Raw genomic sequence first — 23,871 nt, 5'->3', positions numbered from 1 at the left:
TCGGCAGCCTGCTGCGCGACCGCCTCGGCCGCCATGCCGCCCGCTGGGCCGGCGTGGGCGGCTTTTTCGCGTGGTGGGGCCGGGCGCTGGCGGCGTGGCTGCCGCGCCGCTGGCGTCGCGCACTGGGGCTGGAGCGCGGCCGGCTGCTGCTGCAACCCGCTGACGATGCCGTGCAGTTGCGGCTGCACGACGGCGACGGCGTGCGCGACCTCGCCCGCGTGCCCGAGCTGGCCGCGGCCAGCGCCGATGCGCTGGCCGCGCTGTTGTCGCCGGAACTGGCCGAGTTGCCGCGCTGGCTGCTGCTGCCGGCCGCCAGCGGACTGCGCCGGCGCCTGTCGCTGCCGGCGGCTGCGGCCGAGCGCCTGCGCGACGTGGTCGGTTTCGAGATCGACCGGCAGACGCCGTTCGCCGCCGAAGCGGTCGCCTTCGACGCACGCCTGCTCGGGCGCCGCGACGGCGACGGCCAGCTCGATGCCGAGCTGGTGGTGGTGCCACGTGCCACGCTGGCGGCGCAAAGCACCGCGCTCGGCGCCCTGGCCGAGAGCCTGGCCGGCGTCGATATCGCCGGCGACGACGGCGTGCCGCTGGGCGTCAACCTGCTGCCGCCGGCGCAGCGGCGCCAGCAACGCGATCCCTGGCGCGGCTGGAACCGGGTGCTGGCGGCGGTGGCCGTCTTCGCCTTCGTGGCGCTGCTGGCGCAGCTGCTGGACAACCGCGAGCGCGCCGTGCAGACGCTGCAGGCGCGGGTCGAGCGCGAGGCGGTGGCGGCGCGCGCGGTGGCGCTGCAGCGGCAGCAGCTGACCGATCTGATCGAGGGCCGGGCGTTCCTCGAGCGCCAGCGCAGCAGCCGCCCGACCGCGGTCGAGGTGCTCGACGAGCTGGCGCGGCGGCTGCCCGACAACACGTACCTGGAGAAGCTGGCGATCGAGAACGACCGCCTGCTGCTGATCGGCCTGAGCGGCGAGGCCTCGGCGCTGGTCGGACGCCTGCAAGGCGCCGCGCCGTGGCGTTCGCCGGCGCTCACCGGCGCGCTGCAGCCGGACCCGCGCAGCGGCCGCGACCGCTTCACCCTGACCGCCGAACTCGCGGTCGCGCCCGCGGCCGCCGCGGCCGTCGCCCCGGAGAGCGCCGATGCCGGCCGCCGCTGACCGCGACCGCTGGCTGGCGCTGGGCCTGCTGCTGGGCGCGCTGGCGCTGGCCTACCTGGTGTTCGTGCACCCGTGGTGGACGCGGCCGATGCGTGCGGCCGGCGCCCGCATCGAGGCGCTGCAGCAGCGCGAACTGCGCGCGCGCATGCAATTGCAGCAGGCCCCGGAGGTGGCGCGGCTGCTGGCCGCGGCGCAGCAGCGCGACGCCGCCGCGCCGGCGTTCCTGGCCGAACCGACCACCGAGCTGGCGACCGCCGGGCTGGTGCAGCGGCTGGAAGCGGTGGTCGCGCAGGCCAGCCCCGGCAATCGCGGCTGCGCCATCAGCAACCGCTCGCCGCTGGAGGCGCCGGCGCAGGGCGAGCGTTTCGCCCGCGTCACCGTGCAGGTGCGGCTGCGTTGCGGCAACGCCGAGCTGGCCGCGGTGCTGCATGCGCTGGAGAGCGGTACGCCGCGGGTGTTCGTCGACAACCTCAGCGTGCTGGGGCAGCGCTACTTCTACCTGCCCGGGCAGGACGGCAACCAGGGCGCCGGGCTGGACGTCGGTTTCGATCTGTACGGCTACCTGCGTCCGGCGCCGGAGCGCGAGCCGACGGAGGCGCCGCGTGCGCGTTGACAGCCCTAGTCCGCGCACCTGGCTGCTGGCGGCCGTGGCCGCCTGGGCACTGCTGGGCTGGCTGCTGGCGCTGGCCGGCATGGGCGGGCGGGTGGCGCTGCTGGCGGCCGATCCCGGCTTGCTGCCGCCACTGCCGCAGCCGCGGCCGGCGGCGCCTCAGCGGCTCGGGCCGCTGGCGCAGTACGCCGAGATCGGCGCGCGGCCGCTGTTCGCCGAGGACCGTCGCCCGCATCCGTTCGCGCTGCAGGCCGGCGGCGGCGAAGGCACCGAAAGCACCGCCTTCGACTACGTCCTCACCAGTGTGCTGATCGCGCCGCAACTGCACATGGCGATCGTGCAGCCCAGCCAGGGCGGCGACTCGGTGCGGATCAAACTGGGCGAAGCCGCCGAAGCCCTGCCGGCCTGGCGCCTGGTGGAGCTGCAACCGCGCAGCGCGGTGTTCGAGGGCCCGTCGGGCCGCAAGTCGCTGGAGTTGCGGGTGTTCGACGGCAGCGGCGGGCAGCCGCCGACTGCGCTGCGCGCGCCGGCCGCGGCCAACGGCCGCGACCAGGCCGGCGCACGGGCGACGTCGGCGGATGCAGTCGCCGACGCGGACGCGGTGCCGGCCCCCGAAGCGGAGGAACCGGCCGCGGCGCCGGCGGCCCCTGCGCCGCCGGCGCCAGCGACTTCCACACCGGAACCGGCGGCCGCCCCGCCGCCCACCGACACCCAGCAGCAGATGGATGCGATCCGCGAGCGCATCCAGGCGCGCCGCGCGCAGATGCGGCAGGAGGCGCTGCAATCGGCAACGCCCGCCAGGAAACCGTAGAGTGCCCCGCCCATGACCCTTCGTCCCCAGCTCCCCGCCGCATTCGCCGCGCTGCTCGCCAGTCTGCTGGCCGCGTGCGCCAGCATGCCCACGCCCTCGCTGCAGCGCAGCGCGCAGCCGGCGGTCGTCGCCCCGGCCGCCGCGGAGCCCGCCACCCCCGTCGACGGCGTCCGCAGCCAGCCGCTGGCCGCCGAAGTGGCCGGCCCGCAGCCGGTCATCCGCCGCGGCACCGGCCAGGTGATCGACCGCAGTGCCGCGGCCGCGCCGCTGCCCAACCTGGTCGGCACCACCGGCGCGGCCACCTTCAACTTCGAGGGCGAGTCGCTGCAGGCGGTGGTCAAGGCGATCCTGGGCGACATGCTCGGGCAGAACTACGTGATCGCGCCCGGGGTGCAGGGCACCGTGACCCTGGCCACGCCCAAGCCGGTGAGTCCGGCCGAGGCCCGCAGCCTGCTGGAAATGGTGCTGGGCTGGAACAACGCGCGCATGGTCTACAGCGACGGCCGCTACAACATCGTGCCGTCCGACCAGGCGCTGGCCGGCACCGTCGCCCCGCGCACCGGTTCGGCGGCGACCGCGCGCGGCTTCGAATCGCGGGTGGTGCCGCTGCGCTACATCTCCGCCGCGGAAATGGAAAAGGTGCTCAAGCCCTACGCGCGCCCCAACGCCATCGTCAACGTCGATTCCGGCCGCAACCTGATCGCCCTGGCCGGCACCCGCGCGGAGCTGGAGAACTACCTGCGCACGATCGAGATCTTCGACGTCGACTGGATGGCGTCGATGTCGGTGGGCGTGTTCCCGCTGCAGTCGGGCAAGGCGACCAAGGTGGTCGCCGACCTGGAGAAGGTGTTCGGCGAGCAGAGCAAGTCGCCGGTCGCCGGGATGTTCCGCTTCCTGCCGCTGGAAGGCGCCAACGCGGTGCTGGTGATCACCCCGCAGGCCGACTACCTCGACGACATCCAGCAATGGCTGCAGCGCATCGACAGCGCCGGCGCCGGGGTGCAGCTGTTCTCCTACGAGCTCAGGTACATCAAGGCCAAGGACCTGGCCGAGCGCCTGGCCGAGGTCTTCGGCGGCGGCAGCAGCCGCGCCGGCGAGGGCGGCGCGGTCGGCCTGATGCCGGGGCTGCAGTCCACCGAGATCAAGGACGCCGGCGTCGACGCCGGCGCCACCAGCAGCGCCATGATCGGCGGCGAGGGCGGCAGCGGCGGCGCGCTCGGCGAAGGGTCGCTGTCGCTGGAGCCGCGCGCGGCCGGCAACGGCGCGGTGACGCTGGAGGTCGACGGCGACAAGGTCGGCGTGTCCGCGGTGGACGAGACCAACACCCTGCTGGTGCGCACCACCGGCCAGGCGTGGCGCTCGATCCGCGACGTGATCGAGCGCCTGGACGTGATGCCGCTGCAGGTGCACATCGAAGCGCAGGTGGCGGAGGTCAAACTCAGCGGCGCGCTGCAGTACGGGGTCAACTGGTATTTCGAGCAGGCGGTCAACGCGGCCCCGGCCGACGGCGGCGCCGGCCTGCCGAGCGCGCTCGGGCGCGACTTCTGGGGCGACCTGGCCGGCAGCATCCGCCCGGCCGGCGGGGTCAACCCGGGCCTGGCCTGGACCTTCCTCGGCCGCAACGCCGCCGCGGTGATCAACGCCCTCGACGAGGTCACCGACGTGCGTCTGCTGCAGACCCCGTCGGTGGTGGTGCGCAACAACGCCGAGGCGATCTTCAACGTCGGCAGCCGTATCCCGATCGCCTCGGTCACCTTCAACCCCAACAGCGGCGGCGACGGCAACACCTTCAGCCAGGTGCAGTACCTGGACACCGGCACCATCCTCAAGGTGCGCCCGCGGATCACCAAGGACGGCACCGTGTTCCTGGACATCGTCCAGGAGATCAGCACGCCCGGTTCGCTGTCCAGCGCCGACCCCAACGGCAACGTGCGCATCGACACCCGCCGGCTGAAGACCGAGGCCGCGATCCAGAGCGGCGACACGATCATGCTCGCCGGCCTGATCAGCGATGGCGTCGACCGCGGCTCCTCCGGGGTGCCGGGGCTGAGCCGGCTGCCGGTGATCGGCGGGTTGTTCGGCACCCAGCGCTCGGGCACCAGCCGCGAGGAGGTGATCGTGCTGCTGACCGCCTCGGTGCTGCGCAACCCGCTGGAAGCGCGCGAGCTGACCGACGAATACGGCCGCCGCTTCCGCGCACTGGAGCCCTTGTACAGGACGCCGAAGTCGCAGTGACCGCAGCCTCCGCGGCCGGCGACGCGCTGCCGATCGTCCTGCTGTCGCCGGGCAGCGACGACGACGCCCTCGACGCCTGCCTGGCCGCGCTCGACGCCGGCACCCCCGCCGGCACCCGCGTCTGGCTGGCCGACGACGCCCAGGCCGGGCCGCGCGGGCTGGCGATCATCGAGCGCTGGCTGCGGGCCACGCCGCTGGCCGCCGACTACAGCCGCCGCCAGCGCGGCATCGGCGAGGTCGCGCACCTGGACGAGGTCCTTGCCGCCTGCGGCGAGGCCGACGTGGTGGTGCTGGCGACCGACGCGATCCCCGCGCCCGGCTGGCTGACGCAACTGGCGGCGTGCTTCGCGCGCGATGCCGCGATCGCCACCGCCACGCCCTGGTGCAACGCCGGCGAGGCTGCGGCCTGGCCGCGCTGCGGCGAGGTCGCGCCGGTCCCCGACGACCTGCCGCGTCTGGCGCAGGCCTGCGCGGCGATGCCGCCGCGGCACCCGGAACTGCCGGCCGCGGTCGCGCACGCGGTCGCCCTGCGCGGCAGCGCGCGCCGCCGCGCCGGCGGCCTGGATGCGGCCAGCTACGGTTCCTGGTACGCGGCGCTGGTGGACCTGTCGTTGCGCCTGTCCGGATTGGGCTGGCGCAACGTCTTGTGCGAGACCGCGTTCGTCGCCCGCGGCGGCGAGGGCGTCCCCGGCGACGGCGACCTCGACGCACTGGCCGCGCGCTGGCCCGGCTGGCACGCGCGGCTGGCGAACTTCCTGATGGACGATCCGCTGCAGGCCACCCGCCTGCAGTTGGCGCGCAGCCACGCCGCGATGGCGGCCGTGCACCCGCAAGCCGAGCTGTTCCCCGTGGCGGCGACGGATGCGGACACCGCGCCGTGAACACCCCCGGCCTGCCCCCGCGGAATGCCGACGGCGCGGACGCGGACCGCTCCGACATCGCCGCGATCGTGGTCACCCACCACAGCGCCGCCACCATCGACGATTGCCTGACGCGGCTGCGCGCGGCCCGCGGCGTGGCCGCGATCCGCATCGTCGACAACGGCTCCGACGACGACACCGTGGCGATCGTGCAGCGCCACGCCGCCGCCGATCCACGCCTGCGCTTCATCGCCAATCCCGACAACCCGGGCTTTGCGGTCGCCTGCAACCAGGGCGCGGACGCGCTCGATACCGCCGCCGTCACCTGGCTGGCGTTCGTCAATCCCGACCTGCTGCTGGAGGTCGACACCCTGGCACGGCTGCGCGCGCATGCGCGCCAGCTCGACGGCAACGCCCTGCTCGGCGCCGACCTGGTCGGCGTGGACGGCGTGCGCGACCCGGCTGCGCGCCGCCGCGATCCCGATTTTGCGCGGATGCTCGCCGCGCTGCCGCGCGCGCCGGCGGCGACGCGGCTCGGGGTCGCGGCCGATCCCGGGCGCTCGCTGCAGCAGGTCGAGGCCGTCTCCGGCGCGCTGCTGCTGCTGCCGCGGATCCTGTTCGCGCGCGTGGGCGGCTTCGACCCCGGCTACCGGCTGCATGCCGAGGACCTGGACCTGTGCCGTCGCGTGCGCGCCGCCGGGGCCGCGGTCGCCGTCGCCAACGACGTGCGCGTGGTGCATGTGCGCGGCGTGTCCTCGCGTGCACGGCCGTGGTTCGTGGAGTGGCACAAGCACCGCGGGCTGTGGCGCTACTTCCGCAAGTTCGAGGCGCCGCGGCGCGACGCGTTCACCCGCGGCGTGGTGTTCGCGATGATCTGGGGACGGTTTCCGTTTGCGGCGCTGCGGGCGGTACTGCGCCGGGGCTGACCTTCGTCGCGTACTGCGGCACCCCTCCCCCTGTCTCGCTGCGCTCGGCTGTCCCTCTCCCCGCAAGCGGGGAGAGGGTGCCCGCAGGGCGGCGGGTGAGGAGTGCTTCAATTGTCCCTCTCCCCGCAGCGGGGAGATGGGTGCCCACAGGGCGGCGGGTGAGGAGTGCTTCAGTTGTCCCTCTCCCCGCTTGCGGGGGAGAGGGTGCCCGCAGGGCGGGTGAGGGGTGCCGCTGTTCGTGGCAGGCGCCGCCCTCGCGGCGCTGTCGCCCTAGCGGTGGCGGTTGATCGCGTCGCGCAGCCCGCGCGCCGCATCCGCCGCCGCCTCGGCATAGTCTTCGCCGCGCGAGGCGTACAGGATCCCGCGCGAAGAGTTGATCATCAGCCCGGTACCGTCGGGGGTCCTGCCGTTGCGCACCACCGCCTCGACATCGCCGCCCTGCGCGCCCACGCCGGGAATCAGCAGCGGCATCCCGCCGACGATGGCGCGGATCGCCTTCAGCTCCTCCGGGAAGGTCGCGCCGACCACCAGCGCGCAGTTGCCGCCGCCGTTCCAGTCGTCGGCGATGGTGCGGGCGATGCGCTGGTACAGCGGCTCGCCGCCGCCGCTCCCGCCGGACACGACCAGCTCCTGGAAGTCGCGTGCGCCGGGGTTGGAGGTATGGCAGAGAAACACGCAGCCGCGATCGCTGCGGGCAAGGAAGGGCGCGGCGGAATCGCGGCCCATGTACGGGTTCAGCGTCACCGCATCGGCGGCGAAGCGATCGAAGGCTTCCGCCGCGTACTGCTCGGCGGTGCTGCCGATGTCGCCGCGCTTGGCGTCCAGGATCACCGGCACCTCGGGATGCGCGGCGTTGAGGTGCGCGATCAGCCGTTGCAGCGCCGCCTCGCCGTCGTTGTGCGCGGCGAAATAGGCGATCTGCGGCTTGAACGCGCAGGCGAACTGCGCGGTGGCGTCGGCGATGTCGCGGCAGAAGGCGAACAGCGCGTCCGCATCGTTCGCGAAGCGGTCCGGGAACTTCGCCGGATCTGGATCCAGGCCGACGCAGAGCAGGGTGTCGGCGTCGCGCCAGCGGGCGCGCAGTTTGTCGATGAAGTCCATGGTGGTGTCCTCCGCCTGCATGCAAGGACGCCCACGTTGCCGTGGGCGTCCCGTCGTCACTTCAGTGCCTTGAACCGCAGCCGGTGCGGGCCGGCGTCGTCGCCGAGGCGACGCTTCTTGTCGGCCTCGTACTCGCGGTAGTTGCCCTGGAAGAACTCCACGTGCGAGTTGCCCTCGAACGCCAGGATGTGGGTGGCGATGCGGTCCAGGAACCAGCGGTCGTGGCTGATCACGAAGGCGTTGCCGGGGAATTCCAGCAGCGCGTCTTCCAGTGCGCGCAGGGTCTCGATGTCGAGGTCGTTGGACGGCTCGTCGAGCAGCAGCACGTTGCCGCCCTGCAGCAGCGTCTTGGCCATGTGCAGGCGGCCGCGCTCGCCGCCCGAGAGCGTGCCCACCAGCTTCTGCTGGTCCTGGCCCTTGAAGTTGAAGCGGCCGAGGTAGGCGCGCGACTGGATCTCCACGCCGTTGATGTTGAGGATGTCCAGGCCGCCGGAGACTTCCTGGAACACGTTGTGGTTGCCTTCCAGCTTGTCGCGGCTCTGGTCGACGTAGGCCAGCTTCACGGTCGGGCCGATCTCGATCTCGCCGCTGTCGGGCTTTTCCTGGCCGGTGATCATCTTGAACAGGGTCGACTTGCCGGCGCCGTTGGGGCCGATGATGCCGACGATCGCGCCCGGCGGCACGGAGAACGACAGGTCGTCGATCAGCAGGCGGTCGCCGAAGCGCTTGGAGACGTGCTTGAACTCGATCACCTTCTGCCCCAGGCGCTCGCCCGGCGGGATGAAGATCTCGTTGGTCTCGTTGCGCTTCTGGTAATCGACCGACTGCAGCTCCTCGATCCGGGCCAGGCGCGCCTTGCCCTTGGAGCGGCCGCCCTTGGCGTTCTGCCGCGCCCACTCCAGCTCCTTGGCGATCGCCTTCTGCCGCGCCTTTTCCTGCGATTCCTCGCGCTTGAGCCGGTCTTCCTTCTGCACCAGCCACTCGGTGTAGTTGCCCTTCCACGGGATGCCGCGGCCGCGGTCGAGCTCCAGGATCCACTCGGCGGCGTTGTCGAGGAAGTAGCGGTCGTGGGTGACGGCGACCACGGTGCCCGGATAGCGGTGCAGGAACTGCTCCAGCCATTCCACCGACTCGGCGTCCAGGTGGTTGGTGGGCTCGTCCAGCAGCAGCATGTCGGGCTTTTGCAGCAGCAGCCGGCACAGCGCCACGCGGCGCTTCTCGCCGCCGGACAGATGGCCGATCTTCGCGTCCCACGGCGGCAGCCGCAGCGCGTCGGCGGCCACTTCCAGCTGGTTTTCCAGGGTGTGGGCGTCGCCCGCGGCCAGGATCGCCTCCAGCCGCTGCTGCTCGGCGGCGAGCTTGTCGAAGTCGGCGCCTTCCTCGGCGTAGGCGGCGTAGACCTTGTCCAGCGCGGCCTGCGCCTGCAGGATCTCGCCCACGCCTTCCTCGACCGCCTCGCGTACGGTCTTCTCCGGGTCCAGCTGCGGTTCCTGCGCCAGGTAGCCGACCTTGATCCCCGGTTGCGGCCGCGCCTCGCCGACGAAGTCGGTGTCCACCCCGGCCATGATCTTCAGCACCGTGGACTTGCCGGCGCCGTTCAGGCCCAGCAGGCCGATCTTGGCGCCGGGGAAGAACGACAGCGAGATGTCCTTGATGATCTGGCGCTTGGGCGGCACCGTCTTGGACACGCCGTTCATGGTGTAGATGTATTGCGACATTGCTGGCTCCGCAGGCGGGCCGTGGCGGCTGCACCGGGGCAGCGCCACGAAAGGGGGGTCGGGATGGCCGCGATTATCCCGGAAGCGGCCTCCGCACGCCAGTTGAACGGCCGCCGGAATGGCCGTAAACCTGCGCTGCGGCTACACTTTGGCGTCTTCCCCACCGCCCGCCCGGAGCTCCCCGATGTACCCCCGCGATGCCCGTATCGAAGGCTTTGATCCCGAACTCGCCCAGGCCATCGCCGACGAGCGCCGGCGCCAGGAAGACCACGTCGAACTGATCGCCAGCGAGAACTACGCCAGCCCGCGGGTGCTGGAGGCGCAAGGCAGCGTGCTGACCAACAAGTACGCCGAAGGCTACCCGGGCAAGCGCTACTACGGCGGCTGCGAATACGTCGACGTCGCCGAGCGCCTGGCCCTGGAGCGGGTGAAACGACTGTTCGGCGCCGACTACGCCAACGTGCAGCCGCATTCCGGCAGCCAGGCCAACCAGGCGGTGTACCTGGCGCTGCTGCAGCCCGGCGACACCATCCTCGGCATGTCGCTGGCGCACGGCGGCCACCTCACCCATGGCGCCAAGGTCAACATCAGCGGCAAGCTGTTCCACGCCGTGCAGTACGGGGTGAACGACCAGGGCCTGATCGACTACGACGAGGTCGAGCGCCTGGCGCTGGAACACAAGCCGAAGATGGTCGTGGCCGGCTTTTCCGCCTATTCGCAGGTGATCGACTGGGCGCGCTTTCGCGCCATCGCCGACAAGATCGGCGCGTACCTGTTCGTGGACATGGCGCACGTCGCCGGGCTGGTCGCCGCCGGCGCCTACCCGAGTCCGCTGCCGCACGCGCACGTGGTCACCTCGACCACGCACAAGACCCTGCGCGGCCCGCGCGGCGGCCTGATCGTCGCCAGCCGCGCGGCCATGGGCGCGGCGGCCGAGGAGATCGAGAAGAAGCTGCAGTCGATCGTGTTCCCGGGCATCCAGGGCGGCCCGCTGATGCACGTGATCGCGGCCAAGGCGGTGGCGTTCAAGGAAGCCTTGGAGCCCGAATTCACCGCCTACCAGCAGCAGGTGGTGAAGAACGCGCAGGCGATGGCCGAGACGATGATCGCGCGCGGCTACAAGGTCGTCTCCGGCGGCACGCAAAATCACCTGATGCTGGTCGATCTGATCGGCAAGCCGCTCACCGGCAAGGACGCCGAAGCCGCGCTCGGCCGCGCCCACATCACCGTCAACAAGAATGCGGTGCCGAACGACCCGCAGAAACCCTTCGTCACCTCGGGCCTGCGCATCGGCACGCCCGCCGTCACCACCCGCGGCTACAAGGAGCCGGATTGCGTGGCGCTGGCCAACTGGATCTGCGACGTGCTCGACCACCCGAACGACGACAACGTCATCGCCGGCGTGCGCGACAACGTCACGAAGCAGTGCGCGCAGTTCCCGGTGTATGGCTGAGAAACTCCGCGCCTGATGCACTGCCCCTTCTGCCAGCACGCCGACACCCGGGTGATCGACTCGCGCGTGTCCGACGACGGCGCCACGATCCGCCGCCGGCGCGAGTGCGAGGCCTGCGGCGAGCGCTTTTCGACGCTGGAGACGGTGGAGCTGAAGCTGCCGCTGATCATCAAGTCCGACGGCCGCCGCGAGAACTTCGACGCGCGCAAGCTGCGCGTGGGCTTCGACCGCGCGCTGCAGAAGCGCCCGGTCGCCGAGGAGCAGATCGAGGCCGCGGTGCGCGCGGTGGTGCACCAGCTGCGCATGACCACCGAGCGCGAGATCGCCTCGCGCCGGGTCGGCGAGTTCGTGATGGCGGAGCTGCGCAAGCTCGACCACGTCGGCTACGTGCGCTTCGCTTCGGTGTACCGCTCGTTCGAGGACGTGGCCGACTTCCGCGAGGAACTCGACCGGCTCGAGCGCGACCTGCCCGGCGAGGGCCAGCTGCCGCTGCTGGGCGCCGAGGTGGTGCCCATCGACCGCCATGCCGACAAGAAGAAGCGCTGAGCCGTGTCCGATTCCCCGCCCCCGATCCCCGCTTCCGGCTTCTCCGCCCTCGACCACGCGATGATGGCGCGCGCCCTGCGCCTGGCCGAGCGCGGCGCCTACACTACCAAACCCAACCCGATGGTCGGCTGCGTGCTGGTCCGCGACGGCGAGGTGGTCGGCGAAGGCTGGCACCAGCGTGCCGGCGGCCCGCACGCCGAGACGATCGCGCTGCAGGCTGCCGGCGAGCGCGCCCGCGGCGCCACCGCCTACGTCACCCTGGAACCCTGCGCGCACACCGGCAAGACCGGGCCGTGCGCGCAGGCGCTGGCCGCGGCCGGCGTCGCGCGCGTGGTCGGCGCCATGCGCGACCCCAACCCCAAGGTCGACGGCAACGGCTACGCGATCCTGCGGGCGGCCGGCGTGCGGGTCGAGGACGGGCTGATGGAGGCTGCCGCGCGCGCGCTCAACCGCGGCTTCCTGTCGCGGATCGAGCGCGGCCGGCCGTGGCTGCGGGTCAAGCTGGCGACCAGCCTGGACGGCCGCAGCGCGCTGGCGTCGGGCGATTCGAAGTGGATCAGCGGGGTGCCCGCGCGCCAGGACGTGCAGCGCTGGCGCGCCCGCGCCGGGGCGCTGCTCACCGGCGCCGGCACGGTGATGATGGACGACCCGCACCTCACCGTGCGGCTCGGCGACGACACCCCGTTCGTGCCGCCGCTGCGGGTGGTGCTGGACCCGGGGCTGGCCACGATCGCGCGCGGCCACATCCGCGAGGGCGACGCGCCGACCCTGTACCTGCACGCGCCCGACGCGCGCGTGCCGCGCGGATTCGAGGCCCAGCACGCGCACGTTGCGGTCCATGCCGGGTTGTTCGACCTCGACGCGGTGCTCAGGCTGCTGGCCGAGCGCTCGATCAACGAGGTCCAGGTCGAGACCGGCGCCACCCTCGCCGGCGCCTTCCTCCGCGCCGGCCTGGTCGACGAGCTGCTGCTGTACGTTGCGCCGGTGCTCCTGGGCGGGCGTGCGCGGCCGCTGTTCGAAGGCCTGCACATCGACGCGATGACGCAGCGCCTGGACCTGCATATCGTCGAGACCCGGCGCATCGGCGAGGACCTGCGGGTGCTGCTGCAACCGCGCCACGCATCGTTGCCGGTGGTGGCCGACGCCGGCGCGCCGCGGCCCGCCGCATCCCCGGTGGCCCATGGCTGACCCCGGCGGCTTCGCCGACCATTTTTCCGCGGTCGCCGCCGATTACGCCGGCGCGCGCCCGGAGTACCCGGATGCGCTGTTCGCCTGGATCGCCGCGGCCGCCCCGGCCACGGCGCTGGCGTGGGAACCCGGCTGCGGCAGCGGCCAGGCCAGCCGCGGGCTGGCGCGTCATTTCCGCCGGGTCCATGCCAGCGATCCCAGCGCGGCGCAGATCGCGCAGGCGTGCGGCCCGGGCAACGTCGCCTTCGCGGTCGAGCGCGGCGAGCGCTGCAGCCTCGACACCGCCAGCGTGGATGCGGTGTGCGTGGCACAGGCGCTGCACTGGTTCGAGCGCGAGGCGTTCTTCGCGCAGTGCGCACGGGTGCTGCGGCCCGGCGGCGTGCTGGTCGCCTGGGGCTACCAGGACATCGTGGTGCCGGCGCCGCTGGCGGCGGCCAACGCCGCGCTGCAGGCCGCGATCCGGCCGTACTGGCCGGCCGAACGCGCGCTGGTCGACGCCGCCTACGCCGGCTTCGACTGGCCGTTTCCGGCGCTGACGGTGCCGGCGTTCGAACTGCGCGCGCAGTGGACGCTGCCGCGTCTGCTCGGTTATTTCGCCAGCTATTCGGCCAGCCGGCGCTGTCGCGACGCGACCGGGCAGGACCCGGTCGCGGCGCAGGCGCCGGCGCTGACCGCGGCCTGGGGCGATCCGGAACAGGCGCGCGAGGTGCGCTGGCCGTTGTTCGTGCATGCGCGGCGGAAAGCAGCGTCCTGAGTCCGCGCCGGGCGCTCGCGCCCGCGGTGCTACACTGCCGCCGTCTTCAGGGCGGGGTGCGATTCCCCACCGGCGGTAGGTGCGGGCCAGCGGCCCGCGCGAGCCCGCGAGCGCCCGCGCCGGCCCTGCCGCCGCGGGGTCAGCAGATCCGGTGCGAAGCCGGAGCCGACGGTGACAGTCCGGATGAAAGAAGACGGCGGCGCGCAGGCCGGGGGACTCCCCGCAGCCTTGGCACCGCATCGCCCGGGAGACGTTTTTTCGCCAGCCACCGCGGGAAACGCTCCATGTTCACCGGACTCATCGAAGGAATCGGCCACCTGGCCGCGCGCGAGCCGCGCGGCGGCGATGCGCGGCTGCGGATCGACGCCGGCAGTCTGGCGCTGACCGACGTGCAACCGGGCGACAGCATCGCGGTCAACGGCGTGTGCCTGACCGTGGTCGCCTTCGACGCCGCCGGTTTCCAGGCCGACGTCTCCACCGAAACCCTGGCGCTGACCACGCTCGGCGCGCTGCCGCCGGGTACCGCGCTCAACCTGGAGCGCGCGCTGCGCGCCGACGCCCGCCTCGGCGGGCACCTGGTCAGCGGCCACGTTGATGGCGTCGGCACGGTGCTGGCCATCGCCGCGGACGCACGCGCGCAACGCTGGCGCATCGCCGCGCCGGCGCCGCTGCGGCGCTACATCGCGAAAAAAGGCTCGATCTGCGTCGACGGCGTCAGCCTGACCGTCAACGCCGTGGATGCCGACGCCTTCGAGATCGCGCTGGTGCCGCACACGCTGGCGCATACCGCCTTCGCCGATACCGCCGTCGGTGCGGCGGTGAACCTGGAAGTGGACCTGGTCGCGCGCTACGTCGAGCGACTGCTGACGACCCCGGAGACCCCATGAGTTTCGCCCCCATCCCCGAACTGCTGGAGGAAATCCGCGCCGGCCGCATGGTCGTGGTGGTCGACGACGAGGACCGCGAGAACGAGGGCGACCTGATCATGGCCGCCGAACTGGTGCGGCCGCAGGACATCAACTTCATGGTCACCCACGCGCGCGGCCTGGTGTGCCTGTCGCTGACGCGCGAGCGCTGCCGCCAGCTCGGGCTGCCGCCGATGGTGCGCGACAACACCTCGCCGCACGGCACCAACTTTACCGTGTCGATCGAGGCCGCCGAGGGCGTCACCACCGGCATCAGCGCTTACGACCGCGCCCACACCGTGCGGACCGCGGTGCGGCCGGACGCCAGCGGCGCCGACCTGTCGCAACCCGGGCACATTTTCCCGCTGCAGGCGCAGCCGGGCGGCGTGCTCAGCCGAGCCGGGCACACCGAGGCGGCCAGCGACCTGGCGCTGCTCGCCGGGCTGGAGCCGGCGGGCGTGCTGGTGGAAATCCTCAACCCCGACGGCTCGATGGCGCGGCGCCCGCAACTGGAGACGTTCGCGCGCGAGCACGGCCTGAAGATCGGCTCGATCGAGGACCTGATCCGCTACCGCCTGGCCACCGAGCACACTGTCGAGCGCGTGGACGTGCGCGAGATCGACACCGACCACGGTCCGTTCCGCCTGCACACCTACCGCGACCGCCTCAGCCGCGCGCTGCACTTCGCGCTGCTGCGCGGCGAGATCGACGCCGCGGTGCCGACCCTGGCGCGGGTGCACCCGCTCAACCCGCTGTCGGACGCGCTGCACTGGCGGCGTGCCGATTTCGGCCCGGCGATCGGCGACGTGCTGGCCGCGATCGCGCGCGAGGGTCGCGGCGCGCTGGTGTTGCTGGGCGAACCCGCGCGCAGCGCCGAGCAGCAGGCGGAACTGCTGCTGGCGCGGATCCGCGCGCCGCAGGAGGAGCCGGAGTCCGCGCCCCCGCGCGGCGGGGCGCTGGTCGAATGGCGTCGCAACGGCGCCGGCAGCCAGATCCTGGCCGACCTCGGCCTGGGCAAGCTGCGCGTGCTGGGCACGCCGCGGCGTCAGATCGGCCTCGGCGGCTACGGCCTGGAAGTGGTCGAGTACCTAGCCCCGTAACCGGATCGCAGCGCCCCGCGCCAGCCCGCGCGAATCCATCTCCGAGCCGCGGAAGTTTTGCGGGGGAAGCCGGTGGCCCGGCCTGTGCGGGACACGCCGTGAATCCCCGCTACGCGGGTCCGGCCCTGCGGCATAGCCTTCGGGCGCTCAGCGGTGCGCGAAGCAGTGCTTCGCAAACGCACCGCTTCGCCCCTGTAGGCTCCTCGGCGGCATCCGTGCCGCCGACGGTCCCGCACAGGCCGGGCCACCGGCTTCCGGGCAAGTGAGCCGGCGCTTGTAAAAAAACCCCGAAGCGACGGACTGCAAGCTCGCTAGTCGCCGCCCGGCGGGCTGGGGGTGCGGAGAGTGGACCAGGGATGGTCCACGACCCGACTTAAAGACAGGAGGTCGTCAGGAGGGCGCAGCACCCCCAGCCCGCCGGGCGGCGACTCCTGCCGAAGCCGATCTCTCGAGCGCGGACCATGACTCGACGTCATGGCCAGGCACAGCCAACGCCCCGACCTTAAAGACAGGAGGTCGTCAGGAGGGCGCAGCACCCCCCAGCCCGCCGGGCGGCGACTCCTTCCGAGGCCCGGCCATGACTCGAGACCAGGCCAAAGATGAGCTGCGCCCAACTTCAATGACAGGGCGTCGTCAGGAAGGTGCAGCACCCCCAGCCCGCCGGGCCGCGACTCCGTCCGAAGCCGATCTCCCGAGGCCAGGGGGAGAGCCAAATGCAAACTGGAGATGCTGCGGAGTTGCCGGCACAAGGGCCGTAGCTCACGACCTCATACCGGCGCCGAAAGCCGCAATCTCACGGGGCCGTGCCCGAAAGCCATGGCCCGACGACGGTTCGGCTCCAGGCCCGGCCCTTGGGACACGGTAAACTGCGCCCCCCGACAGGCATCCGTTTCCATGGCCCACTACGAAGGCGACATGCACGCCGCAACCGGCGCGCGCTTCGCCATCCTCGCCAGCCGCTGGAACCCGCGCATCACCGACGCGCTGGTGGCCGGCGCGCGCAAGGCGTTCGCCGACCACGGCGTGGCCGCCGACGCGCTCGACGTGATCCGCGTGCCCGGCGCCTGGGAGCTGCCGCTGGCCGCCGCGCGCATCGCCGCCGCCGGCAACCACGTCGCGCTGGTCGCGCTGGGCTGCGTGGTACGCGGCGACACCCGCCACTACGAACAGGTCGCCGACGGCTGCGCGCAGGGGCTGATGCGGGTGGCGCTGGAGTTCCGGTTGCCGGTCTGCAACGGCGTGCTCGCGGTCGAGGACCACGCCGATGCGCAGAAGCGCGCCGGCGGCAGCCACGGCAACAAGGGCGAGGAGGCGGCGCTGGTGGCGATCGAGATGGCGCAACTGCTGGAGCGGTTGCCGTGAGCGGCCGGACTCCGGCCCGCGGCCCGCGCCGCGACGGCGTCGACCCAGTGGCGCGCTCGCGCGCGCGTCGGCGCGCGCTGCAGGCGGTCTACGCCTGGCAGATGTCCGGCGGCAGCGCGCCGCACGTCATCGCCCAGTTCGCCCACGAGCAGGCGCACGAAGCCGCCGACCTGGCGTATTTCGAGGATCTGGTGCGCGGCGTCATCAAGCACGTCGGCGCCCTGGACGCCGCACTGCGCGAGTTCGTCGACCGCGAAGTCGGGCAGATCGACCAGATCGAGCGCGCCGCGCTGCGGATCGGCGCCTACGAGTTGCTGCACCGGCCCGACGTACCCTACCGGGTGGTGATCAACGAGGCGATCGACACCGCCAAGCGGTTCGGCTCCGAGCACGGCCACACCTACGTCAACGGCGTGCTCGACCACGCCGCCGCGGCTTGGCGCGCGCCGGAAGTGCAAGCGGCGCAGCGGCGCTGACCAGCGCGCCGGTCATGCGCACGCCGCCGCGATCCCCGACCACCACGCCCGGCGGCCTGCGCAAGGCGCGCGCCGCCGGCCGCTGCCCGCGCACGGCGGCGCGACGGAGGGCGGCATGAACGCGGCCCACGGCGCCGCCGGCGAATTCGACCTGATCGCGCGCATCCGCGCGCGTGCGCCGTTGCGCGACGATGTGCTGCTGGGCATCGGCGACGACGCCGCCTTGCTGCGGCCGCCGCCGGCCAAGCTGCTCGCGGTGGCCACCGACACGCTCAACGCCGGCGTGCATTTCCCCGCCGACACCCGGCCCGCCGACATCGGCTGGAAGGCGCTGGCGGTGAACCTGTCGGACCTGGCGGCGATGGGCGCGCAGCCGGCGTGGTGCACCTTGTCGCTGTCGTTGCCGCAGGCGGATGCGGCCTGGCTGGACGGTTTCCTCGACGGGTTCCTGGCGCTGGCCGCGCAGCATCGCGTCGCCCTGGTCGGCGGCGACACCACCCGCGGACCGCTGTCGGTGTGCGTGACCGCGCACGGCTGGGTCACGCCGGCGGCCGCCCTGCGCCGCGACGCCGCCCGCGTCGGCGACGATGTCTGGGTCACCGGCACGCTGGGCGATGCCGCCGCCGCGCTGGCGCAATGGCGCGCCGGCGGCGCGTGCGACCCGGCGCTGCGCGCGCGCCTGGACCGGCCGCAGCCGCGGGTCGCCGCCGGCCTGGCGCTGGCCGGCCTGGCCCATGCCGCCATCGACCTGTCCGACGGGCTGCTCGCCGACCTCGGCCACGTCTGCGCTGCCAGTGGCGTCGGCGCACAGATCGCGCTTGCCGCGCTGCCCGCCTCGCCGGCGCTGCAGGCGGCATTCGCCGCGCCGGCACGCGCGGCGCTGCAGGCCAGCGGCGGCGACGATTACGAGCTGTGCTTCACCGCCGCGCCCGCGCACCGCGAGGCGATCGCGCGGCTGGCGCGGCAGACCGGCATTGCGATGACCCGGATCGGCCGCATCGACGCGGACCCCGGCGTGCGCGCGCTGGACGCCGCCGGCGAGGCCTGGCGGCCGGCCGCTGCCGGCTATGTCCACTTCGCCGGCTGAGGCTCAGTCGGTGTCCGGCGGCCGCGCGAGCACGGCGTGCACCCGCGCGCGCAGCGCCGGCAGCACCTCGGCGTCGAACCACGGGTTGGCCTTGAACCAGCCGACGTTGCGCGGGCTCGGGTGTGGCAGCGGCAGTTGCGTGGGCAGGTAGTCGCGCCAGGCGCGCACGGTGTCGCCGAGGCTGGCCTTGCGCCGCGCGCCGAGGCAGTACGCCTGCGCGTACTGGCCGATCGACAGCGTGAGTTCGACGTTGCGCAGCATGGGCAGCAACCGCGGATGCCAGGTGGCGCGGCATTCCGGGCGCGGCGGGGCGTCGCCGGAACCGGCCCGGCCCGGATAGCAGAACCCCATCGGCACGATCGCCACCCGGCGCTCGTCGTAGAACGTGGCGGCGTCCAGCTGCAGCCACTCGCGCAGGCGGCGGCCGCTGGCGTCGTCCCACGGGATGCCGGAGGCGTGCACGCGCGCGCCCGGAGCCTGGCTGACGATCAGCAGCCGTGCGCCGGCGCTGGCGCGCAGCACCGGCCGCGGGCCGAGCGGCAACTGTGCGGCGCACAGGCGGCAGGCGCGGATCTGCCGCAGCAGGGTGTCGAGCGCGCCGCTCACGGCGGCAGCAGCTTGCCCGGATTGAGGATGCCGTCGGGGTCGAACGCCGTCTTCAGCTGCCGCATCAGCGCCAGGGTCGGCGGCGTGACCGCCTGCGGCATGTAGTCGCGCTTGGCCAGGCCGATGCCGTGCTCGCCCGAGAGCGTGCCGCCCAGCGCCAGCGTCAGTGCGAACAACTGCGGCAGCGCCGCCTGCGCGCGTTGCGTCTGCGCCGCGTCGGCCGGGTCGTACAGGATGTTGACGTGCAGGTTGCCGTTGCCGGCGTGGCCGAAGCTCACGATCGGCAGCGCGGACGCGCGCGCCAGCGCCTGCACCCCGGCGACCAGCTCCGGGATCCGCGACACCGGCACCACCACGTCCTCGTTGATCTTGCCCTCGGCGATGGTGCGCAGCGCCGGCGACAGCGCCTTGCGCGCGGCCCACAGCCGGGCACTCGCGGCCGCGTCGGCGGCATCGTCGAGCGCCAGCAGGCCCTCGCCCTCGGCCGCGCACGCCAGCGCCTCGACCGCGTGCGGCAGGGTCTCGGCGTCGCCGTCGGCCTCGATCATCAGCAGCGCGCCGGCGGCAGCGGGCAGGTCGGCGCCGCCGCCGTTGGCCAGCATGTGCTCGCGCGCCAGCCGCACGCACTCGCCATCCATGAACTCCAGCGCCGCCGGCGTCACCGGCTGCGCCATCAGCCGCGCCACCGCGGCGGCCGCGGCGGCGACGTCGCGATACAGCGCGCGCAGGGCGCGGCGCTCGGGCGGCAACGGCGTCAGCTTGAGCGTCGCCTCCACGATCAGCGCCAGCGTGCCCTCGCTGCCGACCAGCAGGCGTTGCAGGTCGTACCCGGTCGCGCCCTTGGTGGTGGCGCTGCCGCAGTGGATCAGCGCGCCAGCGCCGGTGACCGCGGTCAGGGCGAGGATGTTGTCGCGGCTGGCACCGTACTTGACCGCGTGCGGGCCGCCGGCGTTGCAGGCGAGGTTGCCGCCAACGGTGCAGAACTCCGCGCTGGACGGGTCCGGCGGCCAGAACAGGCCGTGCGGCTGCAGCGCGCGCTGCAGGTCGCCGTTGAGCACGCCCGGCTCGACCACGGCGCAGCGGTCGTCGGGGCGGATCGCGAGGATCGCGTCCATGCGCTCGAACGACACCACCACACCGCCGGCGACCGGCACCGTGGCGCCGGTGGTGTTGGTGCCGCGCCCGCGGGCGACGATCGGCACCCGCTGCGCGCGGCAGGCGCGCACCAGCGCGAGGACCTGCTCGCGCGTGGCCGGCAGCGCGACCGCGTCGGGCACCGCGAGCTGGCGCGAATTGTCGTAGGCGTAGGTCAGGCGCTCGCTCTCGTCGCGCAGCCACGCCGGGCCCAGCAGGGCGGCGAGTTCGCGGTCCAGCGCCTGCGGAAGATCGGCCATGCGCACATTGTAGGGCGGGTCCGGCGCTGCCACGGCGCGCGCGTCGCGGCGGGCCGGCGGGCGCGTTGCGGTCCGCCGGCGCAGCATCCGGCCCGGGCGCCGGCCGGGCCCGGGCCGGGAAAGCGACGCCTGGACGATGTCCTCGCGGTGGTGGGGGCCGGCGAGTTCAAGAGCCATCGAGCGCGGCGACAGCGGAACGAAACCCCGACCCTGCCGCCCGCTTCACCCGCGGGAACGCGAGGCGGCACCAGCGATTGGACCCGCGGGGCGTCGGTGCCGACGTTTGCAGATGGCGACCCCCGTCCGTGCCCGTCCTAGACGTCGTCGGCGCGGAAGGCATCGCGCAGCCAGGTCAGCCGCGGCGCGGCGGGATCGCCGTCGGCCTCGATCACGTCGAAGCGGCACGCGGCGCGCGCCAGTTCGCGGTGCGCGGCGAGGAAACGTTGCGCGGCATGTACCAGCTTGCGGCGCTTGCGTGCGTCGACCGACATCGCGCCGCCGCCGAAGCCGGCGTGGCTGCGGTAGCGCACCTCGACGAACACCACGGTGCCGTCGGCCTCGCGCATCACCAGGTCGAGTTCGCCGCCGCGATAGCGCGCGTTGGCGGCCAGTTCGCGCAGCCCGGCCGCCAGCAGGTGGCGGCGTGCGGCGGCCTCGACCTGTGCGCCGCGGGCGCGCCGGTCGAGCGCCCCGGCTTCAGTTGCCGGCACCACCCAGCGGCACCACGGTCGCGCCGCGGAAGGTGGACCATGTCGGCGTGCGCACGACGTTGCCGAAGCCGTCCAGGCGCAAGCTGCCGGTGGCGCCGGCGACCTTGCCGTCGGCGGCCGTGGCCAGGTGTTCCAGGTAGGCGGTCAGCAACCAGGCGTCGTGGCCGAACGCGAACAGCCTGGCCGCCCCGCCGCGTGCGCTCGGCAGGCCGGCCGCCGCATGCACGCCGCCGGTTTCGCCGGGAAAGGCGATGCCGTCGAGCGCATGCTCGCGGGTGAGGTCGGCATGGGCCGCGGCCAGCTGCGAAGTGGCCACCCGCAGCGTGCCGCCGAGGCCGGCGCGCGCGAGCTGCGGCGCCAGCGCGTGCGCGTGCGCCGGCTTCAGCGCCAGGAACACGGCGTCGATGCCGCCGCCGGATTGCGCCGCGGTGGCCAGCGCCGCGGACAGGTCGCCCGGTTCGGTGCCGACGCCGAGTTCGGCGACGATGCGGCCGCCGCGCGCCGACCAGTGCGCGCGGAATGCGGCGGCCGCGCGGCGCAGGCCGTCGTCGGCGTCGGCCAGCACCAGCGCGCGCGAGGCGTGGCGCGCGAGCAGGTATTCGGCCGCGGCGATGCCGTCGTCCTCCGGCGCCAGCGCGAAGCTGGCGCTGCCCGGCGGCGGCGGCACGCTGCCGGCGTTGAGCGCCAGCACCGGCACGCTGAGCCGGCCACTGCGGAACAGGGCGTCGACCTGGTCGCGGCCGAGCGGGCCGAGCACGTAGTCGGCGCCGGCGGCGAGCGCCTGGTCGTAGGCGGCGATCGCCCCGCCGGCGGCAGTGTCGTGGAAGGTGATCTGCGGGCGCCGGCGGCGCTCGCCGTAATAGCCGGCGAGCAGGCCGTCGCGTACCGGCGCGGCCGCGGCCGAGAGACTGCCCGACAGCGGCAGCAGCACGCCCAGCCGCAGCGGCGGGCGATACCCGTCGGGGTCCGCGGGCGGCCGCGCGCCGGTGGCGGACGACCAGGCGCCACCGCGATCGAACGCCCGCGGCAGCGGCAGGCCGCGGTCCAGCAGCGCGCGGCCGGCGAACGCGTACAGCGGATCGCCGGCCGGCAGCGCGGCGGCCTCGCGCGCCAGCACCGTGTCGTCGAGTCCGGCGAGCAGGCGGTCGATGCGTTCGGCATTGGCCTGCCGGGCCTGGCTGTCGAGGCCGGCGTGGGGGGCGGCCAGCGCCGCAGCCTCGGCGAAGGCCGGCGCCACCTGTCGCGTCGGGGCCGGTGCGCGCGTGACCTCCGACACCGCGCAACCGCCGGCGAGCAGCGCCAGCAGCAGCGGCAGCAGCACTCTGGCGGCGTGGGCGCCCGGTCGTTTCCGGCTCATCTGCATCCGCCGCACAAGGCGCTCCGTGGGAACCGGGTAGGATTCTACCCGCGCGCGTTCTCCGGCGCGGCGGATGGAGCAGCGATGGCAGCGGCCAGCAATCTTCCCGGTGGCACGCTGCATGTCGTCGCCACCCCGATCGGCAATCTCGACGACCTGTCGCCGCGCGCGCAGCAGACCTTGCGCACGGTCGCGGCGATCTGCGCCGAAGACACCCGGCACACCCGCCAGCTGCTGGCGCATTACGGCATCCAGACGCCGTTGCTGGCCCTGCACGAGCACAACGAGGGCGAGGTCGCCGACCGGCTGGTGGCGCGGTTGCAGGCCGGCGAATCGCTGGCGCTGGTATCCGACGCGGGCACGCCGCTGGTCAGCGATCCCGGCTTTCGGCTGGTGCGCGCGGCGCGTGCGGCCGGGGTCCGCGTCAGTCCGCTGCCGGGGCCGTGCGCCTTCATCGCCGCGCTGAGCGTGGCCGGCCTGCCCAGCGACCGCTTCGTGTTCGAGGGCTTCCTGCCGGCGCGCGCCGCGGCCCGGCGCGAGCGCCTGCTGCAGCTGGCGTCCGAACCGCGCACGCTGGCGTTCTACGAGTCCGCGCACCGGATCCAGGACACCCTTGCGGACCTGGTGGCGGCGTTCGGCGCCGAGCGGCCGGCGGTGCTGGCGCGGGAGCTGACCAAGCTGTTCGAAACCGTGCTCGACGGCCCGCTGGGCACGCTGCAGCAGCGCGTGGCCGCGGACCCGGACCAGCGCCGCGGCGAATTCGTGCTGCTGGTGCACGGCGTCGGCGAGGAAGCCGACGCGCGCGTGGCCGAAGGCCGGCGCCTGTACGCGAAGCTGGGCGAGCACCTGCCGCCGTCCACCGCCGCGAAGCTGGCGGCCGAACTCAGCGGCGCTCCGCGCAAGGCGCTGTACGGTTCGTAGGGCCGGCGCCGGGAACGTGGTCCTGGACCGTGGGTCGCGGGGCGCGGCCCGACCGGTCGGCGAACCTGAAGCGCAGGTCCGCAGCATGGGCGGCGGCATCGCCGGGGCATGCGACAATCGCGGCGGCGGAGTCGGCCAGACAGTCGCGTCATCGTCCCAGCAATGGGCGGTGCCGAGGAAAGTCCGGGCTCCACAGGGCACGGTGCCAGGTAACGCCTGGGCGGCGCGAGCCGACGGAAAGTGCAACAGAAAGATACCGCCGATGGCCGGGCGTCCCTTCGGGGCGGTCCGGATCAGGCAAGGGTGAAATGGTGCGGTAAGAGCGCACCGCGAGTCGGGTAACCGACCGGCACGGCAAACCCCACCGGGAGCAAGGCCAAATAGGGACCCCATGACGTGGCCCGCGTCGGGTCCGGGTAGGCTGCTCGAGCGTAGCGGTGACGCTGCGCCCAGAGGAATGACTGTCCACGACAGAACCCGGCTTATCGGCCGGCTCCGCCGCTTCTTCAAAGTGCTGCGCACTTTAAGAAGACCTGTCGTACCCGCTTTTGTGGGATCTCCGGGAAGCCGGTGACCCGGCCTGTGCGGGACACGCCGTGAATA

22 protein-coding genes, 1 other RNA gene and 1 riboswitch are annotated in these 23,871 nt (G+C 73.5%); of the genes, 17 read left to right on the top strand and 6 right to left on the bottom strand.

Annotated features, from left to right (window positions below; all coding sequences use genetic code 11):
* Positions 1–8 precede the first annotated feature (8 nt).
* From D0Y53_RS07390 to D0Y53_RS07365, 6 genes are read left to right on the top strand one after another with little or no spacing between them, the layout of a single operon-like run.
* Positions 9–1,148: a PilN domain-containing protein gene (locus D0Y53_RS07390; RefSeq protein ID WP_233511709.1), complete on the top strand. Its 1,140-nt coding sequence runs from the start codon at positions 9–11 to the stop codon at positions 1,146–1,148.
* Positions 1,132–1,761 (top strand): type II secretion system protein GspM, encoded by a 630-nt coding sequence (gene gspM / locus D0Y53_RS07385; RefSeq protein ID WP_117202578.1) that lies wholly within the window; start codon positions 1,132–1,134, stop codon positions 1,759–1,761. The genes D0Y53_RS07390 and gspM overlap by 17 nt, the downstream gene beginning before the upstream one ends.
* Positions 1,751–2,569, top strand: coding sequence for a general secretion pathway protein GspN (locus D0Y53_RS07380; protein WP_117202577.1), 819 nt, complete (start codon positions 1,751–1,753; stop codon positions 2,567–2,569). The genes gspM and D0Y53_RS07380 overlap by 11 nt, the downstream gene beginning before the upstream one ends.
* 12 nt (positions 2,570–2,581) lie before the next feature.
* Positions 2,582–4,804, top strand: a complete 2,223-nt coding sequence (gene gspD, locus D0Y53_RS07375; protein ID WP_117202576.1) for a type II secretion system secretin GspD — start codon at positions 2,582–2,584, stop codon at positions 4,802–4,804.
* On the top strand, positions 4,801–5,685 hold the full coding sequence (locus tag D0Y53_RS07370; protein ID WP_233511702.1) for a glycosyltransferase family 2 protein: 885 nt from the start codon (positions 4,801–4,803) through the stop codon (positions 5,683–5,685). The genes gspD and D0Y53_RS07370 overlap by 4 nt, the downstream gene beginning before the upstream one ends.
* Positions 5,682–6,590, top strand: a complete 909-nt coding sequence (locus tag D0Y53_RS07365) for a glycosyltransferase (protein ID WP_233511701.1) — start codon at positions 5,682–5,684, stop codon at positions 6,588–6,590. Before D0Y53_RS07370 ends, D0Y53_RS07365 begins: the two co-directional genes overlap by 4 nt.
* Positions 6,591–6,860: 270 nt before the next feature.
* Here D0Y53_RS07365 and pyrF read toward each other — a convergent pair whose 3' ends face one another.
* Together pyrF and ettA are read right to left on the bottom strand one after the other, a co-directional pair.
* Positions 6,861–7,691: an orotidine-5'-phosphate decarboxylase gene (pyrF, locus tag D0Y53_RS07360; protein ID WP_117202670.1), complete on the bottom strand. Its 831-nt coding sequence runs from the start codon at positions 7,689–7,691 to the stop codon at positions 6,861–6,863.
* 56 nt (positions 7,692–7,747) lie between these two features.
* On the bottom strand, positions 7,748–9,409 hold the full coding sequence (ettA, locus tag D0Y53_RS07355; protein ID WP_117202575.1) for an energy-dependent translational throttle protein EttA: 1,662 nt from the start codon (positions 9,407–9,409) through the stop codon (positions 7,748–7,750).
* A 184-nt stretch (positions 9,410–9,593) separates the two neighbouring features.
* Here ettA and glyA point away from each other — a divergent pair, with 184 nt between their 5' ends.
* The 9 genes from glyA to thiL all read left to right on the top strand — a co-directional run bounded on the left by glyA (position 9,594) and on the right by thiL (position 18,280).
* Complete coding sequence (glyA, locus tag D0Y53_RS07350; RefSeq protein WP_117202574.1) at positions 9,594–10,862, top strand: serine hydroxymethyltransferase; 1,269 nt, start codon at positions 9,594–9,596, stop codon at positions 10,860–10,862.
* A 15-nt stretch (positions 10,863–10,877) separates the two neighbouring features.
* Positions 10,878–11,408, top strand: coding sequence for a transcriptional regulator NrdR (gene nrdR, locus D0Y53_RS07345; protein ID WP_117202573.1), 531 nt, complete (start codon positions 10,878–10,880; stop codon positions 11,406–11,408).
* A 60-nt stretch (positions 11,409–11,468) separates the two neighbouring features.
* Positions 11,469–12,596, top strand: coding sequence for a bifunctional diaminohydroxyphosphoribosylaminopyrimidine deaminase/5-amino-6-(5-phosphoribosylamino)uracil reductase RibD (gene ribD / locus D0Y53_RS07340; RefSeq protein WP_117202572.1), 1,128 nt, complete (start codon positions 11,469–11,471; stop codon positions 12,594–12,596).
* Positions 12,589–13,350, top strand: a complete 762-nt coding sequence (locus D0Y53_RS07335; protein ID WP_117202571.1) for a class I SAM-dependent methyltransferase — start codon at positions 12,589–12,591, stop codon at positions 13,348–13,350. Before ribD ends, D0Y53_RS07335 begins: the two co-directional genes overlap by 8 nt.
* Positions 13,351–13,388: 38 nt before the next feature.
* A riboswitch (FMN riboswitch) is annotated at positions 13,389–13,549 on the top strand.
* 85 nt (positions 13,550–13,634) lie between these two features.
* Positions 13,635–14,237, top strand: coding sequence for a riboflavin synthase (locus tag D0Y53_RS07330; protein WP_117202570.1), 603 nt, complete (start codon positions 13,635–13,637; stop codon positions 14,235–14,237).
* Positions 14,234–15,355 (top strand): 3,4-dihydroxy-2-butanone-4-phosphate synthase, encoded by a 1,122-nt coding sequence (gene ribB / locus D0Y53_RS07325; RefSeq protein ID WP_117202569.1) that lies wholly within the window; start codon positions 14,234–14,236, stop codon positions 15,353–15,355. The genes D0Y53_RS07330 and ribB overlap by 4 nt, the downstream gene beginning before the upstream one ends.
* A gap of 894 nt (positions 15,356–16,249) precedes the next feature.
* Positions 16,250–16,717, top strand: a complete 468-nt coding sequence (gene ribH, locus D0Y53_RS07320) for a 6,7-dimethyl-8-ribityllumazine synthase (protein ID WP_117202568.1) — start codon at positions 16,250–16,252, stop codon at positions 16,715–16,717.
* The gene (gene nusB / locus D0Y53_RS07315; protein WP_117202567.1) at positions 16,714–17,193 is read left to right on the top strand and encodes a transcription antitermination factor NusB; all 480 of its coding nucleotides are present in this window, start codon (positions 16,714–16,716) and stop codon (positions 17,191–17,193) included. The genes ribH and nusB overlap by 4 nt, the downstream gene beginning before the upstream one ends.
* Positions 17,194–17,308: 115 nt before the next feature.
* Positions 17,309–18,280: a thiamine-phosphate kinase gene (gene thiL, locus D0Y53_RS07310; RefSeq protein ID WP_117202566.1), complete on the top strand. Its 972-nt coding sequence runs from the start codon at positions 17,309–17,311 to the stop codon at positions 18,278–18,280.
* Between the two features lie 3 nt (positions 18,281–18,283).
* Here the strand turns inward: thiL and D0Y53_RS07305 are convergent, their stop codons facing one another.
* From D0Y53_RS07305 to D0Y53_RS07290, 4 genes are all read right to left on the bottom strand, one after another.
* Entirely contained in the window at positions 18,284–18,886 is a 603-nt protein-coding gene (locus D0Y53_RS07305; RefSeq protein ID WP_117202565.1) for a uracil-DNA glycosylase family protein, read from the bottom strand.
* On the bottom strand, positions 18,883–20,280 hold the full coding sequence (locus tag D0Y53_RS07300; RefSeq protein ID WP_117202669.1) for an FAD-binding oxidoreductase: 1,398 nt from the start codon (positions 20,278–20,280) through the stop codon (positions 18,883–18,885). The genes D0Y53_RS07305 and D0Y53_RS07300 overlap by 4 nt, the downstream gene beginning before the upstream one ends.
* 314 nt (positions 20,281–20,594) lie before the next feature.
* Positions 20,595–20,990 (bottom strand): YraN family protein, encoded by a 396-nt coding sequence (locus D0Y53_RS07295; RefSeq protein WP_117202668.1) that lies wholly within the window; start codon positions 20,988–20,990, stop codon positions 20,595–20,597.
* Positions 20,977–22,347 (bottom strand): penicillin-binding protein activator, encoded by a 1,371-nt coding sequence (locus D0Y53_RS07290; RefSeq protein WP_158550605.1) that lies wholly within the window; start codon positions 22,345–22,347, stop codon positions 20,977–20,979. The genes D0Y53_RS07295 and D0Y53_RS07290 overlap by 14 nt, the downstream gene beginning before the upstream one ends.
* An 84-nt stretch (positions 22,348–22,431) precedes the next feature.
* On the opposite strand from D0Y53_RS07290, the gene rsmI reads away from it, so the two are divergent.
* Together rsmI and rnpB are read left to right on the top strand one after the other, a co-directional pair.
* Positions 22,432–23,268 (top strand): 16S rRNA (cytidine(1402)-2'-O)-methyltransferase, encoded by an 837-nt coding sequence (gene rsmI / locus D0Y53_RS12670; protein ID WP_147319035.1) that lies wholly within the window; start codon positions 22,432–22,434, stop codon positions 23,266–23,268.
* A 127-nt stretch (positions 23,269–23,395) separates the two neighbouring features.
* An RNA gene (gene rnpB / locus D0Y53_RS07285) (RNase P RNA component class A) lies at positions 23,396–23,769 on the top strand.
* Positions 23,770–23,871: the final 102 nt, after the last annotated feature.

Source organism: Cognatiluteimonas weifangensis, assembly GCF_003416885.1.
In the GTDB taxonomy this organism is placed as follows: Bacteria; Pseudomonadota; Gammaproteobacteria; order Xanthomonadales; family Xanthomonadaceae; genus Cognatiluteimonas; species Cognatiluteimonas weifangensis.
This window is presented reverse-complemented; position numbering and strand designations above follow the sequence as displayed.